Raw genomic sequence first — 15,987 nt, 5'->3', positions numbered from 1 at the left:
GATCAACTGGTCAGAAAACCATACCCTAAATGAAACTGCCCGCAGAGTTGAACCCCCGGTGTACAAGTTTCCTAGGCAAAAACGCACTTAATCCAGATTGGTGTTGAAGACACCCGGCAGGGTGACCTCAAGCAATTCGACATCATCCGAAGGATCGGACAGTTTGGTGCGCATACCCGGCGGGATCACGAAGGCATCCCCTTGCTCCAGAGGGTAAGGATCGCGCCCTTCACCTTCCAGCGTCACTTCGCCCGCCATGACAAAAGTGAAATGGATATCCGTGTCATGTGTCGCCCAAACCGGATCACCCTGCCCTTTGCGCACGACCTGCACGCCCGCAACACCCTTTGTATTCTCGGCAATCGTTGTATCACGGCAGATATAACCCGGCAGGCGGAACGCGACCCATTCCGCATCATCACCTTTGTTATAGACGAACCGCTGCCCCTGCCATTCACGCTCGGGACGGAGGTGTGGTGTCGGCAGCTTCATATCGTGGTCGATTTCGGTGACGTGTTCGGCAGGAACACCAATTTCGATCACCTGAACATTGTCCGATGCTTCTAGAACACGGTGGCGAATTTCAGGGGGTTGAATAAAGCAATCCCCGGCCGTCAGGCGCAGTTTGTCACCCTGATCCTCGTAAACTACGTCGACCCAGCCATGAATGCAGAAAATCAGTTGAAACCCGACCCTGTGAAAATGCACCATATCCGGCACCGGGCCGCCATCGGGGATGCGGATATGGCTGGCGATGATCGAACCACCCAGCCGATCCGGTACCAGATCGCGGTAATGCATCCCTGCCCGCCCGATGATCCAGGGGGCCTGATCTTTGAGCCTGCGCACCACGAAGGAATGCACCGTTTCGGGCATCACCATCGGCGGGTTCAGTTCATCAATCTCAACCCGCGTGCCGTTGGGCGCGACCAAAATTCGCTGCCCTTCAGCAAAACCGTCAGGGTCCTCTGTCAGGATGCGGATCGAACCAGCAGCCTCGGGCGCGTCCTTCTCGACCCGAAGGCGCAACCCGTGGCCGGAAAACACGGCAACACGCGGATCGTCGGCGGGATAGATCATATCCATCCTCATACCGAGCACCTTCGTGTAAAATGGGATGTCGTCGCGCAGTTCGCTTGTCGGCAGGCGGATTTCAGCGCGCGTCTGGCTGTTGTTCAAGGTCGAGGTCATTCAGAGTCTCTTCGGCATCGGTTTTTGGCCATCCGATCAGAACAGACGCCAAAATGCCAATCGAAAAGAACATCTCAAGCGTTTCTTCGAGAACAAAAAACCGCACCGCCATGATAGCAGACAGGTCGGCTTGATAGATTCCGGAAACTTCCTCAAGCAGTTGGGCGATCACCGCCAGCAGTCCTGCCAGTACGAAAATCACGAAATAGGGCGCTCGGCGCTTTACCGCCTGCCAAGCGGTCGGAATGCCATGCCACAGAGCACCTCCAATCACGACGACGGCCAAAACGATCCGGACCAGCGTCATATCAAGCAAATTGTCCAGACCATTCAGAGCCCAATAAGGCAGGCTATCCACTGGGTAAATTTCGGCCTCAAGTTCTCGTTCTGCCAGCAACAGACAGACCAGCGCGATGTAAAGGCGGGTTATCCCGGGATAACGCCACAGCGCGGCCACGCCCGAGGCAATTAGTGCAGCGGCCGAGATCGTTTCGAACAAGCCTCCTTCATCGTTCAATGCAAGGGCTTGAACGGGCCAAATACTAACGGCGACAAGGACAAGGGTGGCAATCAGCAAGACCGAAACGTAAACGGCACGCTTCGGGCCAAGTGAAACCTGACCCGCCGGGAAAACGGCCCCGGCCTGAAATTCATCTTTATAGCTCATATATGGTTTTCGCTGCTCGACAGGTCTAGGCTGGCTCCAAAGTTTCCGGAACATAAAATCTTTGTGCTCCGTTTCAAAGGATGGCTTGCGAAGTTTTAGCGAAACTGTTGCAAAATGACGTAGCGTAGCCAAAGTCAGAGAAATAGTTTAACACTAAATCAAATTTTCTGAGGAGTTGAATCGCCGATGTCGGATACACCCAGCCTGCGGCAGGCCGCGCTTGAATATCACGCTCATCCAAAGCCCGGTAAGCTTGAAATCAAAGCGACAAAACCAATGGCGAACGGTCGCGATCTGGCGCGCGCATATTCGCCCGGCGTAGCCGAGGCCAGCCTTGAAATCAAAGCGGATCCGGCCAATGCCGAGCTTTATACCGCCCGCGGGAACCTGGTAGCGGTCGTCTCAAACGGGACAGCTGTTCTGGGGTTGGGAAACATCGGCGCGCTTGCCTCTAAACCTGTGATGGAGGGCAAAGCCGTTCTGTTCAAGAAATTCGCCGGGATCGATTGCTTTGACATCGAGGTTGACCAACCCGACCCCGAGAGACTGGCAGATATCGTTTGCGCGCTTGAACCTACCTTTGGCGCGATCAACCTTGAAGACATTAAGGCACCCGATTGTTTTGTCGTAGAAAAGCTGTGCCGGGAACGGATGAACATCCCGGTCTTTCACGACGACCAGCATGGGACTGCCATTGTCGTAGGCGCTGCGGCCAAGAATGCGCTGCACGTTGCGGGCAAGAACTTTGAAGACGTCAAAGTGGTCTCAACCGGTGGTGGCGCAGCGGGAATTGCCTGCCTAATGATGCTGGTCAAACTGGGCGTCAAGCGCGAGAACATCTGGCTGTGCGACATCCACGGGCTTGTCTATGAAGGCCGTGAAGAGGATATGAACCCGCACAAAGACCAATTCGCGCAAAAGTCGGACCTGCGTACATTGGACGATGTGATTGGCGATGCAGACTTGTTCCTTGGCCTCAGCGGACCGAACGTCCTAAAACCCGAGATGGTCGAGAAAATGGCCAAGAGCCCGATCATCTTCGCTCTGGCCAACCCGACACCGGAAATCCTGCCGCAGGCGGCGCGTGAAATTGCACCGGATGCCATCATCGCCACCGGCCGCAGCGACTTTCCCAATCAGGTCAACAACGTTTTGTGTTTCCCCTTTATCTTCAGAGGCGCGCTGGATGTGGGCGCGACTGAGATCAACGACGAAATGCAGATCGCCTGCGTGGATGGGATTGCTGAAATGGCGCGCGCAACCACCAGCGCCGAAGCGGCTGCGGCGTATAAGGGCGAACAACTGACTTTTGGCCCCGACTATCTGATCCCCAAACCCTTTGATCCACGTCTTGTTGGTGTCGTGTCCTCGGCCGTTGCCAAAGCCGCGATGAAAAGTGGTGTGGCCAAGCGCCCGATCGATGACATCGAGGCATATAAAGAGCGGTTGAATCAGTCCGTATTCAAGTCTGCCCTGCTGATGCGCCCGGTCTTTGAGGCTGCGGCCGTGGCCTCGCGCCGGATCGTGTTTGCCGAAGGCGAGGACGAGCGCGTTTTACGTGCTGCGCAGGCCATTCTCGAAGAAACAACTGAAACTCCGATCCTGATTGGCCGCCCCGAGGTGATCAACGCCCGGTGCGAGCGGTTGGGGCTGACCGTCCGTCCCGGCAAAGATTTCCAGATCGTGAACCCGCAAGACGACCCGCGGTACTATGATTACTGGAACTCGTATCACGAAATTATGCAGCGCCGCGGTGTTACGCCCGATCTGGCAAAGGCCATCATGCGCACGAACAACACCGCAATTGCCGCGATCATGGTGCAAAGGGGCGAGGCAGACAGCATGATCTGTGGTACCTTTGGCGAGTATCGTTGGCACCTGAACTACGTCAATCAGGTACTGGGCGATGGCGATCTGCGTCCACATGGAGCGCTGTCGCTGATGATCCTCGAGGACGGCCCCCTGTTCATCGCCGATACCCATGTTCGGCAGCTACCAACTCCGGAAGAGCTGGCCGAATCGACTATTGGCGCTGCGCGCCATGTACGGCGGTTTGGAATCGAACCCAATATCGCTTTCTGTTCTCAGTCCCAGTTTGGAAATCAGGCCGAAGGATCCGGAAAAAGGTTGCGAGCCGCACTTGAGATCCTCGACGCCGAGCCTCGTGATTTCACGTATGAAGGTGAAATGAACCTGGATCTGGCGCTCGATCCCGAGCTGCGTTCGCGGATTTTCCCCAATTCGCGCTTGAAAGGGACGGCAAACGTTCTGATCTTTGCTCACGCAGATGCGGCGAGCGGAGTGCGCAATATCCTGAAAATGAAGGCTGATGGTCTGGAAGTTGGACCGATCCTGATGGGCATGGGCAATAAGGCGCATATCGTGACTCCGTCGATAACAGCGCGAGGATTACTGAACATGGCGGCAATCGCAGGCACCCCCGTCGCCCATTACGGCTAAATTAACCGAAACACGCTATTCAGGGCGCCAGCATCGGCGCCCTGCTTGCTTCAAAGCCGACAGGAAAATTTGCACGTCAAATTATTCAACTTTGCAAAAACGCAAAAATAGTCAAAAAAAGCAGCCATAAAGTGATGATTTGCAAAAATTTGCAGGCTCAAACGCGGATTCTTGCAAATTTTTCGCGATAAAGTGACGCTCCGTCACAGCGCTCGCTTGTGCGGTGTCTTTTAGCCACCTAACACACTTCTCAAGAAGTTTCAGGAGGAGTTCACCGTGGCATATCAGGACATCTATGAAGACTGGAAATCGGACCCGGAGGCGTTTTGGCTGGACGCTGCAAAGACGATTGACTGGGTCCAGCCGCCGACCAAGGCCCTGTTTGACGACAACGCCCCTTTGTATGAGTGGTTCAGCGATGCCAAGGTCAACACCTGCTGGAACGCAGTGGATCGACATGTTGAAAATGGGCGGGGCGAGCAGACCGCCATTATCTATGACAGCCCTATCACCCACACCAAACGCGAGATTTCTTACGTTGAGCTGCGCAATCGTGTCGCCACCTTGGCTGGGGCATTGCGAGCCAAGGGCGTTCAAAAAGGCGACCGTGTCATCATCTATATGCCGATGATCCCCGAAGCGCTGGAGGCCATGCTCGCCTGTGCCCGACTGGGCGCCATACATTCGGTCGTATTCGGCGGCTTTGCCAGCAACGAACTGGCCGTACGGATCGACGACGCCAAGCCCAAGGCCATTATCGCAGCCTCTTGCGGGATGGAACCGGGCCGGGTGGTGCACTACAAACCACTGCTGGACGGGGCCATCGATTTGGCCAACCATAAGCCCGAGTTCTGCGTGATCTTTCAGCGCGAACAGGAAGTGGCCCAGCTGGTCGAAGGCCGTGACTATAACTGGCACGGCTTTCAATATGGTGTCGAACCAGCAGAATGTGTGCCGGTCGACGGCAATCACCCGGCGTACATCCTATACACATCCGGCACGACCGGAGCGCCCAAGGGCGTCGTGCGCCCAACCGCAGGCCATTTGGTCGCTCTGAACTGGACGATGAAGAACATCTACGACGTCGATCCGGGCGATGTCTTCTGGGCGGCCTCAGACGTGGGCTGGGTCGTGGGGCATTCCTATATCTGTTACGCTCCACTGATCCACGGCAACACGACGATTGTGTTTGAAGGCAAGCCCGTCGGCACCCCCGATGCAGGCACGTTCTGGCGGGTGATTTCCGAGCATAAGGTCAAAAGTTTCTTCACGGCCCCGACCGCCATTCGCGCGGTCAAACGCGAAGACCCAAAGGGCGAAATGCTGGCGAAGTATGATCTGTCCTGTCTGCGCGCCTTGTATCTGGCAGGTGAGCGCGCCGACCCCGACACGATCGAATGGGCTCAGGACGCATTGAAGGTTCCGGTGATCGACCACTGGTGGCAGACCGAGACCGGCTGGACCATCGCCGGCAATCCGTTGGGCATCGAGGAACTACCGATCAAACTGGGCTCACCCGCCAAACCGATGCCGGGCTATGATGTGCAGATTTTGGATGAAGGCGGTCATCCGATGAAACCCGGTGAGCTGGGTGCAATTGCGGTCAAGCTGCCCCTGCCCCCTGGAACTCTCCCGACGCTTTGGAATGCCGAGGAACGCTTCAAAAGTTCCTACCTGAACCAGTTCCCAGGATTTTACGAAACCGGCGACGCAGGCATGATCGATGAGGATGGGTATCTCTACATTATGGCGCGCACCGATGACGTGATCAACGTCGCGGGTCACCGTCTGTCGACCGGCGGGATGGAAGAGGTTCTGGCTGCTCACCCCGACGTCGCTGAATGTGCAGTGATCGGCGTGACGGACCAGTTGAAAGGTCAAATGCCGGTGGGCTTCCTTTGCCTGAACGCGGGCTGCGACCGCGACCATGGCGAAGTCGTTCAGGACGTGGTCAAACTGGTGCGCGAAAAGATCGGACCAGTTGCAGCGTTCAAACTGGCCGTTGTGGTCGACCGCCTTCCCAAGACACGGTCAGGCAAGATCCTGCGTGGAACGATGGTGTCGATTGCAGACAGCAAGGAATACAAGATGCCAGCGACCATTGATGATCCCGCCATTCTGGATGAAGTCACTGACGCGTTGAAATCTATTGGCTACGCGCAATAACAGATCAGCGGGCGACGATCCGTCGCCCGCCGCCTGTCTTTCTCTTGCAACCCGAAACAAGCCCCCTACTGTCGTCCCAAGACAGCGAGGGCCCATGACACAAACCGATATCTGGCGTTTGAACGCCACCGACCTGACCGCCTTGACACGCAGCGGTGAGTTGAGCGCGCTGGAGGTCACTCAAAATGCAGTCGACCGAATGCATCAGGCCAACCCGGACCTGAACGCGGTGGTCGAAGACCTGAGCACCGAGGCGCTGGAGCGCGCGCGGGAACTGGATACGGCCGTGGCGGGCGGTGCACCTGCAGGGCCGTTGCATGGCGTTCCCGTCACTATCAAGATCAACGTCGACCAAATGGGGCATGCGACCTCGAACGGTGTTGTTGCCCTGAAGGATGTGATCGCACCCGACGACGCGCCGGTTGTGCGCAATCTGCAGAATGCCGGGGCCATCGTGATCGGGCGGACCAACACGCCCGAATTCTCATTCCGTGCCGATACTGACAACCCGCTGCATGGCCGGACACACAACCCTTGGGGACGACATATCTCTCCCGGCGGGTCTTCGGGCGGGGCTGGTGCAGGAGTAATGGCCGGGATCGGCGCGCTGGCGCATGGCAACGACATCGGCGGCAGCCTGCGGTTTCCAGCGGCGGCCAATGGTGCGGTCACGGTGAAACCCGGATTGGGGCGTGTCCCTGCGTGGAACCCCAGCCAGCAAGCCGAGCGCGGAATTCTGGCTCAATCAATGTCGGTGCAAGGGCTGATCACACGATCAGCTGCCGACCTGCATCTGTCTATGCCCAGCCTGATCGCACCCGACCCGCGCGATCCGTTCCATGTTTCAAGGCCGTGGCGCGGAGAGGCCGCGGAAGCCCCGATCAAAGTGGCATTCACCAAGAACACTTTCGGCTATGCGCTGCACCCCGAGGTCGACAAAGCGCTGGATACGGCCCGTGACGCATTGGTCGACGCAGGTTATCAGGTGGAAGAGATCGACCCGCCCGACGTCTTCGAATGCGGGCGGTCAGGCTATCGCGCCCTGATGGGCGAAGTGCTGACCTTGATGCAAAAAGACATCAAAGCAGCGGGGTCCGAGACCATCCGCGAAATCTTTGACGTCTATTTTCAGGAGTTTCCGCCGATAGTGGAAACCGACCTGATCCGGATGTTGGCCAGGCGCAGCCACTTCGCCCGTGAATGGTCATTATTTATGGAAGACTATGCTTTGGTTTTGTCGCCTTTCCTGCCGCAACCGTTCTTCAAGCCGGATCGGGATACGGAAGGCGCTGAAGGCGTACATGAGGTACTTGGCTGCGCCGTCTACTCCTATGCGATGAACTTCCTTGGGCTGCCTGCTGCTTGTGTTCCGGCCAGACTGGCGGACTTGCCCAAGGGGCCGCAACCGATCAACGTTCAGATCGCGGCCCGCCGCTGGCGCGAAGACATGGCCGTAGACGCTGCCGCTGCGATTGAGGCGCGTGTAGGTCAGATGTGCCTGCCATTGTGGGAGAAGATGGGCGTGTAAACCGACACCTGAACGAAAATAGACCCCGGGTTATTGTGCCCGGGGTCCGCATACTAAAATATGCCTGGATATCATTAACGAGCGTAGCACCACCTACCCTCGCCAGCGCTAAAACTGCGCAGTCGTTCGAAAACGCCGTTTGGTGGCCACTCACTCCCACCGAGACGTGTTCTCCAGGCAAGATCAGGTTAGCGGAAAGTTAATGAACCTCATGTGAACTGCTTCACACAAGTTCTAAAAATTTCGTAAGTCCGATAATTTAGGTGAATTGCTCGGAAATCAGGCGCTCTTCCAACCCATGGCCGGGGTCAAACAAGATGCGATGCTGGATTGAAGGTTCAGAACGAATCTCGACCCAGTCGATATCCGCAAAAGACACCGAATCTGCATCTGCCATTACCGGACGTTTGTCCGCATCCAGAACGTCGAAACGTACTTTGGCAATCTTGGGCAACAGCGCCCCGCGCCAACGGCGCGGCCTGAACGCGGCAATCGCCGTCAAGGCAAGAACATCCGATCCGATCGGCAAAATCGGGCCGTGGGCCGAATAGTTGTAGGCGGTCGATCCGGCGGGCGTGGACAGCAAAGCACCATCGCAGACCAGCTCATCCATGCGCACCCGTCCATCAACGCTAATCCTGAGGCGCGCTGCCTGTGGCCCGGCGCGCAGCAGCGACACCTCGTTGATCGCCAGTGCCTCGTGCGTCTTGCCGGACTGATCCATTGCGCGCATGGCCAGTGGGTTGATGACTTCTTCTTCGGCTTCACCAAGACGAGCCATCAGGTCCTCTTCGTGGAATTCGTTCATCAGAAAGCCGATCGTGCCACGATTCATGCCATAAACCGGCGTATCCAGGTGTTGCATGTTGTGCAGCGTATGCAACATGAACCCGTCACCGCCCAAGGCCACAACTACATCTGCATCACGCGGAGCGGCGTTGCCATAACGTTTCACCAGAACGTCGCGGGCGGTTTGGGCCACTTTGACGTCACTGGCAAGAAAAGCGATTCTCTGAATCATTTGTTGTGGTTTCCGGTCTTGCACATTTGGTTCCGAAACAACCATACCTTTCCCCGATAGGCCAGACTTGACGCCGCAGCGGGCCAAATCGTCGCTTTACAGCTTTTGCGCATGTACCGTTTCCGATAGGAAATCCGCAATATTGTTACCCAGCCATGTGGAGCGCCCATGAACGCCAATCTCCGTGATACCGGATTTTTCACCCAGTCCCTTGCCGACCGTGATCCCGAACTGTTCGGCTCGATCACATCCGAGCTGGGTCGTCAGCGCGACGAGATCGAACTGATTGCATCCGAGAACATCGTCTCTGCCGCCGTGATGGAAGCGCAGGGCTCGGTTATGACCAACAAATACGCCGAAGGCTATCCCGGGCGTCGCTATTACGGCGGATGCCAGTACGTGGACATCGCCGAAAACCTGGCCATCGACCGCGCCAAGGAACTGTTCGGCTGCGAGTTCGCTAACGTACAGCCAAACTCGGGCAGCCAAGCCAATCAGGGTGTATTTCAGGCGTTGATCCAACCCGGCGACACCATTCTGGGCATGTCGCTGGACGCAGGCGGTCACCTGACCCACGGCGCCCGCCCCAACCAGTCGGGCAAGTGGTTCAATGCGGTGCAATACGGCGTCCGCAAGGAAGACAACATGCTGGACTACGATCAGGTCGAGGCGCTGGCGAAAGAGCACCAGCCCAAGCTGATCATCGCCGGTGGTTCGGCCATCCCCCGCCAGATCGACTTTGCCCGCATGCGTCAGATCGCCGATATGGTCGGTGCCTACCTGCACGTGGACATGGCGCACTTTGCTGGTCTGGTTGCAGCAGGTGAACACCCCTCGCCCTTCCCGCATGCGCATGTGGCAACCACCACGACGCACAAGACCCTGCGCGGCCCGCGTGGCGGCATGATCCTGACCAACGATGAAGACATCGCCAAGAAAGTGAACTCGGCCATCTTCCCCGGCATTCAGGGCGGCCCGTTGATGCACGTGATCGCAGGCAAGGCGGCGGCCTTTGGCGAAGCGCTGCGTCCCGAGTTCAAAAGCTACATCCAGCAGGTTGTGACCAACGCGCAGGCGTTGTCGGATCAGCTGATCAAGGGCGGTCTGGACACGGTGACCCACGGTACCGACACCCATGTGGTGTTGGTTGACCTACGCCCCAAAGGCGTCAAGGGCAACGCGACCGAAAAGGCTCTGGGCAGGGCGCATATCACCTGCAATAAGAACGGCGTGCCGTTTGACCCTGAAAAACCAACCATCACCAGCGGTATCCGCCTGGGCAGCCCCGCGGGCACCACGCGTGGCTTTGGCGAGATCGAGTTCCGCCAGATCGCGGACTGGATCATCGAAGTGGTCGACGGTCTGGCTGCCAATGGCGAAGACGGCAACGGCGCGGTCGAAGCCAAGGTCAAAGCCGAAGTCGCAGACCTCTGCGCGAAGTTCCCGATCTATCCGAACCTGTAATCCACACGATGATCACAAATCAAAACGGCGTCCAATGGGCGCCGTTTTTCATTGGGATTGCCGCAAACGCGATCAGATATAGCCGCGCCAGCGCAGGACAATAACCGTCAACGCTGCCAGCGCCAAAAACCCCAATGCCAGCGACGCCAGAAAGCTCAGGAACCAGCCCCAGCGGCGATCGGCCAGGTTAATGCCGCTCAAATGTGTCTGAACCTCTTCAGAAGCCTTAACCAATTTCGGTGTGTCCAGCACCAACCGCAATTTGGGATGTGAGGCCATCTGTTCGGCACCGGCCAGCATCATTGCCTGTTTGTAGATTCGGCGTGGCAACCGGCGCTTGGCCTTGCGCACCGAAGCTGTCAGCGTCTGGTCCTTTACACCCAGCTTTTGACGCAACAATTCCACCGTCTGCGCGATCTGGCTTTGGATATCTGTGTTTTGCGACATAACGGCCTCCTGTCGGCGCAGTCTAACTTCAGGCCGCAGGGGCGACAATGGGGCTGGTCGTTTGAAACGCGCGCAGGTATCAAACCAAAATGCTGAACACGATCATTCACGGTGAACCGACCTCGAACCCTCCTCTGCTGATCGCCCACGGGCTGTATGGATCAGCCCGAAACTGGGGAGTTATTGCGCGTCGGTTATCTGATGAGAGGCAGGTCATTGCAGTTGATATGCGTAATCACGCCTACAGCAAATGGACCGATCAGCATGGCTACCCCGATCTGGCCGAGGATCTGGCTGAGGTAATCCGACACCATGGCGGCAAGGCAGATATTGTCGGCCATTCAATGGGCGGCAAGGCCGCGATGACGCTGGCGCTGAGTCACGGCGAATTGGTGCGAAAATTGATCGTGGCCGACATCGCGCCGGTCACATATTCGCACAGCCAAATACAGTTCATCGAAGCCATGCGCGCCGTAGACTTTTCAACGATCACAAGGCGCTCGGACGCCGAGGGACAGTTGGCCGCGCAGGGCGTGGAAAAAGCACTGCAAAGCTTCTTCACGCAATCTTTGGATATCAAAGGCAAACGCTGGCTTCTGAACCTCGACACTCTGGCGGCCGAGATGCCAAAGATCATGGGGTTTCCGGAAACGGACGCGACCTGGGAAGGCCCGGTCCTGTTTTTGTCGGGCGGAGACTCCGATTACGTTCTACCCGAGTATCGCAGCACAATCCGCGCACTGTTTCCCGCGGCACGATTTGCGAAAATCCCCGGCGCGGGCCATTGGCTGCACGCCGAGAAACCTCGTGAGTTTGAAGCCGCTGTCAGGACCTATCTGAACGCCTGATCAAGCCGCGTTCTGGTACAGTCGCTTCGCGATCAACCAGGACACCGGTATAGCGGCCACACTGCCCGCAGCGGCCGCTGATACGATCGCGACTGTCGACATCAGGCCCGCCGACAACACCGCAACAACGGCCGACCCGGCCAGAGCAGTTGCGATCAAAGTATACAGAATAGAGGCAAGGCGTATCATCGTCCGTCTTTCTTTGTTGAAGCCTGACGATCACATTAAACAACTGGGAATTGATATGCCTTGATCTGCGTCAGAATTTGACGGTACGAGATCAAAAATCAGGAAACTTCGCCGCCGCCATTGATCCAATCCACCAAACCACCGACGTTATAGACGTTTTCATACCCCATATCTTTCAACAACTTGCCCGCCAGCGCCGCTCGACCACCTGCCGCGCAATACAGCACGATTGCGCGGTCTTTTCGTAACTCAGGGTCATGAGACTGCAAGGCGTCATCTGCGCGGAATTCGAGCATACCGCGCGGGATATGATGCGCGCCCTGTGCGCGGCCCGATTGCTGCAGCTCGACCGCGTCGCGCACGTCCAGCAACAACGCGCCCTGGCCGATAAGGTCTTTTGCGGTGTTTGTATCGATCCGTTCAACGGCAGCGTTTGCTGCTTCCATCATCTGACTTACGGTCAATGGCATAAAGTGCCCCCTCTGGTGAATTTCACCAGAGGCTAACACGCTTATTCGGGAAAGAGCAGACCGATAAGGCGGTCAATGCTCGCGGAACGCGCGCGACATACTGTCTGTCACAGGTTTTGCGATATAGGCCGCAAAGGTGCGTTCCTCGGTCTGGATCATGATTTCTGCAGGCATGCCGGGTGTGGGAACAAACCCACGCACACGGTCCATCTCGTCGGGTTCCAGCGAGATGCGCGCCAGATAAACCTCTTGGATGACGCCTGCCGAATCTTCGACCAACGCGTCCGCCGAGACATAGTAGACCTCGCCGCTGAGTACAGGAGTGGTTCGCTGATTCAGTGCGACCAGTCGAACCGTTGCCTGCTGACCGGTCACGACACTGTCGATTTCGGTCCGGGGGATCTGCGCTTCGATTATCAGGGGCGCATCCTTAGGCAGGATTTCCGCGATCGGTTCACCAGTTTCGATTACGCCACCAGCCGTGTGATAGTGCAATCGCACCACGGTGCCTGTCACCGGAGCCCGTACAACCGCACGGTTCAAAACGCTGCGGGCTTGCCGGGATTTTTCGCGAACGCTTTCCAAATCAGCGGCAATCACGCCCAATTCGTCCAGCGCCGCCTCACGATACGCGGACCGTGTGCGTGAAATCTGTTCTTCGTATTTTAGGATCATCTGATTGATTTCAGCCGTTTCAGCCGTCAATCGCGCCTGTTGGCCTTCGGCCTCGGCCTGCACACGGCGAATCGTATTGATGTCGCCCTTGCGCACCAATCCCTTTTCGAACAGGGCTTGTTTGGTTTCAAACTCTTCCTGCAGGATTTCCGAGCGCCGCACCATGCTTTCCAACTGCGCTTCAAACCCGCTTGAGCGTATTTTTAGCGCTTCCATATTGCGTTGCAGCAAAGCGATATCGTTCAACAGTGTTTTGCGGGATACATCAAAGCTGATCTTTTGCCCGTCCAGGATTGCCATCACTTCGACATCGTCTGATGCTTCAATAAGCTCAGGAGAAAACTCAAGCCGATCAAGCTCATTGTTTTCAGCGGACAGGCGTTCAGACATGGCTTGCAGACGGGTCATGCGGATGAACAGTTCGCGTTCATTTGACTCGGCCGAGGTCTGGTCCAGGGTCATAATGACCTGCCCTTTGATAACGGACTGACCTTCAATAACCTTGATATCCTCGATAATTCCACCTTCGAGGTGCTGTACGATCTTGTTCTGGCCTGTCGCAACAAAGCTGCCTTGCGCGATCACCGCCGCAGCCAGCGGCGCACGGAAGGACCAGATGCCAAATCCGCCAAAACACACCACCAGCATGATTATTCCGATGACAACAAAGCGGTGTATCGTACGTGGTACCTCGGCATACCAAACAGTTGGGTCCTTGGGATCGTTGTTTACGGGTACAAGTTCGTTCATGCCGGTCCCCCCTGCTGTGACTGAATGCCGGGTCTGTTCCCGCGAGAGGCATTCAACTGTTGCAGCACCTGTTCACGTTGACCAAACAGCGCCACGCGACCATCCGTCAGCAGCATGATCTTGTCGACGACGCTCAGCAGCGTCGGTTTCTGAGTGATCACCACAACGGTAATCTTGTTTTCCTTGGCCTGTGCAATTGCCCGCGACAGCGCCTGATCACCGGCAACGTCCAGGTTCGAGTTCGGCTCGTCCAGAACCACCATGCGCGGATTGCCAAAGAACGCGCGCGCCAGTGCGATCCGTTGCTTTTGGCCGCCCGACAACGGCGAACCATCCGCCGCAACCACAGTTTCATAGCCTTGCGGCAGCGTGGCGATCATGTTGTGTACATCAGCCAGAACAGCGGCGTCGTGGATTTGCTCATCTGTCGCATCTGCACGCATCCGACCGATATTGTCTTTGATCGTCCCGGGGAACAGTTGAACGTCCTGCGGCAGGTAACCGATACTTTCACCAAACTGGCGCGGATCCCAATTTCGGATATCCATCAGATCCAGACGGACACTGCCGGATGTCGGCAGGATCGACCCAACCAGCGTTTTGCCCAATGTGGTTTTGCCGGCCCCGGAATTACCGATAACGGCAAGTGTTTCGCCAGGGTTGAGCGAAAAGCTAATCCCGTTCAGGACAACACGTTTGGTGCCACCCGGAACATAGAGCAAACGTTCCACATCCATGCGTCCTTCGGGACGCGGCAGGCGCAGCTTTTCAAACTGCAGCGCCGAATTGGACAGAAGGTTCTTGATGCGCCCGAAGGCTGCGCGCGTCAGTAGGAATGTATTCCAGCCTTCGATCGACCCTTCGATGGGTGCAAATGCGCGCCCGGCGATGATCGAGGCAGCAATTACCATACCACCTGTTATCTCACCCTGCAGAGCTAAAAACGCGCCCCAGCCCAGGATGGCAATCTGTGTCAACAGGCGAACAGCGCGTGAGATGGCCGCAAAAATCACGTTACGGTCCTGCGCCCGCACCTGCCATGTCAGGGATTGAGCCGTGTCGCGACCCCAGATGCGCACCGCCTCTGGGATCATTGCCAGAGCATTAATGATCTGGCTGTTACGTGCCATAGAGTCGAGGTGCAGATTCGCCATGGATTGGGACCTGTTCGCCTCAGCAAATGGTTTGGCGGTCATTTTCTGGTTAATCAACGCGATAATCATCAGCAACAGCGCCGTGACAATAACGATTGATCCCAGCTGCGGATGCACCAGGAAGATCATCAGGATGAACAGCGGCGCGAATGGCACGTCTAGAAATGAGATCAGCGTACCTGACACCAGAAACCCGCGCACTTGCTGCAGATCGCCCAGCGTCTGGTATTCGCGGCCGTTGCCATGTAGCGACGCGTGGGCTGCCGCACTCAACACGGGTGCACCCAACCGCGCGGCAACCTCGACCGCTGTGCGCATCAGAATAAAGCGACGCACCGCGTCAAAGGCCGCCTGGAAGATCACTGCCCCCGCAACAATAGCGGTCAGCATGATGAGCGTATCCAGTGACCGGCTGGTCAGCACCCGGTCGCTGATTTGAAACAGGTAGATCGGGATCGCAAGGATCAGGATGTTGGTTGCACAGGTCAGAACTAAAACAAATGCTAAATTGCGCCAAATCGCCTTTAAAGAGGTACGCAGAGTGTTCTGAAAATCCTCTGGCGGCGTGCGTTTGTGAAATGTCTGGGGTGGCCCGTTGCCGTCACCTCCGCCCGTTTTTCGGAGTTGCATCGGCTCGTTCGCCTTAGCCTCGATAGTGGCACCTATGCGTTCACCACCCTTCGAGCGCGTTTGGGGGGTCACCCGCGCTGTCGTCTCCGTGGCGGTGTTAGGATCGGGGCTTTGGGCTTCTTCGGCCACCCCAGCGTCGCGGCCCTGGGCATTCTGATCTTGAGCGGGCTGCGACTGTTCGCGCCGGGGGGAAGCTGCGGCACGAATTGGTGGTTCCGATCTGGGTTTGGTCGCCGACTTATTGGGCTTCACAGCTTTTGCGGCGACCGCATCATCCTTTTTCGCAGTCATCTGGGGACTGTCCTTTGGATCTGGCACACGCATTTC

13 protein-coding genes are annotated in these 15,987 nt (G+C 57.0%); 5 read left to right on the top strand and 8 right to left on the bottom strand.

What is annotated here, in order from left to right; translation table 11 throughout:
• Positions 1–87: 87 nt before the first annotated feature.
• Both ACR0AK_RS04130 and ACR0AK_RS04125 read right to left on the bottom strand, forming a co-directional pair.
• Complete coding sequence (locus tag ACR0AK_RS04130; protein ID WP_170560910.1) at positions 88–1,191, bottom strand: cupin domain-containing protein; 1,104 nt, start codon at positions 1,189–1,191, stop codon at positions 88–90.
• Positions 1,154–1,858: a hypothetical protein gene (locus ACR0AK_RS04125; protein WP_170560911.1), complete on the bottom strand. Its 705-nt coding sequence runs from the start codon at positions 1,856–1,858 to the stop codon at positions 1,154–1,156. The genes ACR0AK_RS04130 and ACR0AK_RS04125 overlap by 38 nt, the downstream gene beginning before the upstream one ends.
• A 186-nt stretch (positions 1,859–2,044) precedes the next feature.
• Between ACR0AK_RS04125 and ACR0AK_RS04120 the strand changes: the two genes are divergently transcribed.
• The 3 genes from ACR0AK_RS04120 (at position 2,045) to ACR0AK_RS04110 (ending at position 8,012) form a co-directional block, all read left to right on the top strand.
• The gene (locus ACR0AK_RS04120; RefSeq protein ID WP_480792456.1) at positions 2,045–4,318 is read left to right on the top strand and encodes an NADP-dependent malic enzyme; all 2,274 of its coding nucleotides are present in this window, start codon (positions 2,045–2,047) and stop codon (positions 4,316–4,318) included.
• A gap of 276 nt (positions 4,319–4,594) precedes the next feature.
• Positions 4,595–6,484, top strand: a complete 1,890-nt coding sequence (prpE, locus tag ACR0AK_RS04115; RefSeq protein ID WP_480792455.1) for a propionate-CoA ligase PrpE — start codon at positions 4,595–4,597, stop codon at positions 6,482–6,484.
• Positions 6,485–6,578: 94 nt separating this feature from the next.
• Complete coding sequence (locus ACR0AK_RS04110; protein WP_480792454.1) at positions 6,579–8,012, top strand: amidase family protein; 1,434 nt, start codon at positions 6,579–6,581, stop codon at positions 8,010–8,012.
• Between the two features lie 259 nt (positions 8,013–8,271).
• On the opposite strand, the gene ACR0AK_RS04105 is transcribed toward ACR0AK_RS04110, so the two are convergent.
• Positions 8,272–9,033 carry an NAD kinase gene (locus ACR0AK_RS04105; protein WP_170560915.1) on the bottom strand — a complete coding sequence of 254 codons (762 nt, stop codon included), beginning with the start codon at positions 9,031–9,033 and terminating at the stop codon, positions 8,272–8,274.
• A 168-nt stretch (positions 9,034–9,201) separates the two neighbouring features.
• Here ACR0AK_RS04105 and glyA point away from each other — a divergent pair, with 168 nt between their 5' ends.
• Positions 9,202–10,497, top strand: coding sequence for a serine hydroxymethyltransferase (glyA, locus tag ACR0AK_RS04100; protein WP_480792453.1), 1,296 nt, complete (start codon positions 9,202–9,204; stop codon positions 10,495–10,497).
• Positions 10,498–10,569: 72 nt separating this feature from the next.
• On the opposite strand, the gene ACR0AK_RS04095 is transcribed toward glyA, so the two are convergent.
• The gene (locus ACR0AK_RS04095) at positions 10,570–10,944 is read right to left on the bottom strand and encodes a hypothetical protein (RefSeq protein ID WP_480792452.1); all 375 of its coding nucleotides are present in this window, start codon (positions 10,942–10,944) and stop codon (positions 10,570–10,572) included.
• A gap of 89 nt (positions 10,945–11,033) precedes the next feature.
• On the opposite strand from ACR0AK_RS04095, the gene ACR0AK_RS04090 reads away from it, so the two are divergent.
• On the top strand, positions 11,034–11,792 hold the full coding sequence (locus ACR0AK_RS04090; protein ID WP_480792451.1) for an alpha/beta fold hydrolase: 759 nt from the start codon (positions 11,034–11,036) through the stop codon (positions 11,790–11,792).
• Here ACR0AK_RS04090 and ACR0AK_RS04085 read toward each other — a convergent pair whose 3' ends face one another.
• From ACR0AK_RS04085 to ACR0AK_RS04070, 4 genes are all read right to left on the bottom strand, one after another.
• Positions 11,793–11,981: a hypothetical protein gene (locus ACR0AK_RS04085; RefSeq protein ID WP_170560919.1), complete on the bottom strand. Its 189-nt coding sequence runs from the start codon at positions 11,979–11,981 to the stop codon at positions 11,793–11,795. It abuts the gene before it with no gap.
• Between the two features lie 98 nt (positions 11,982–12,079).
• Positions 12,080–12,451, bottom strand: a complete 372-nt coding sequence (locus ACR0AK_RS04080; RefSeq protein ID WP_480792450.1) for a rhodanese-like domain-containing protein — start codon at positions 12,449–12,451, stop codon at positions 12,080–12,082.
• 72 nt (positions 12,452–12,523) lie between these two features.
• On the bottom strand, positions 12,524–13,876 hold the full coding sequence (locus ACR0AK_RS04075) for an HlyD family type I secretion periplasmic adaptor subunit (protein WP_170560921.1): 1,353 nt from the start codon (positions 13,874–13,876) through the stop codon (positions 12,524–12,526).
• Positions 13,873–15,951 carry a type I secretion system permease/ATPase gene (locus ACR0AK_RS04070; protein ID WP_438826352.1) on the bottom strand — a complete coding sequence of 693 codons (2,079 nt, stop codon included), beginning with the start codon at positions 15,949–15,951 and terminating at the stop codon, positions 13,873–13,875. The genes ACR0AK_RS04075 and ACR0AK_RS04070 overlap by 4 nt, the downstream gene beginning before the upstream one ends.
• Between the last annotated feature and the right edge of the window lie 36 nt (positions 15,952–15,987).

The sequence above is a fragment of the Ruegeria sp. BI12 genome (assembly GCF_056537985.1).
Note: the sequence above shows the minus strand (reverse complement) of the source record. Positions and strands in the feature narration are given on the sequence as shown.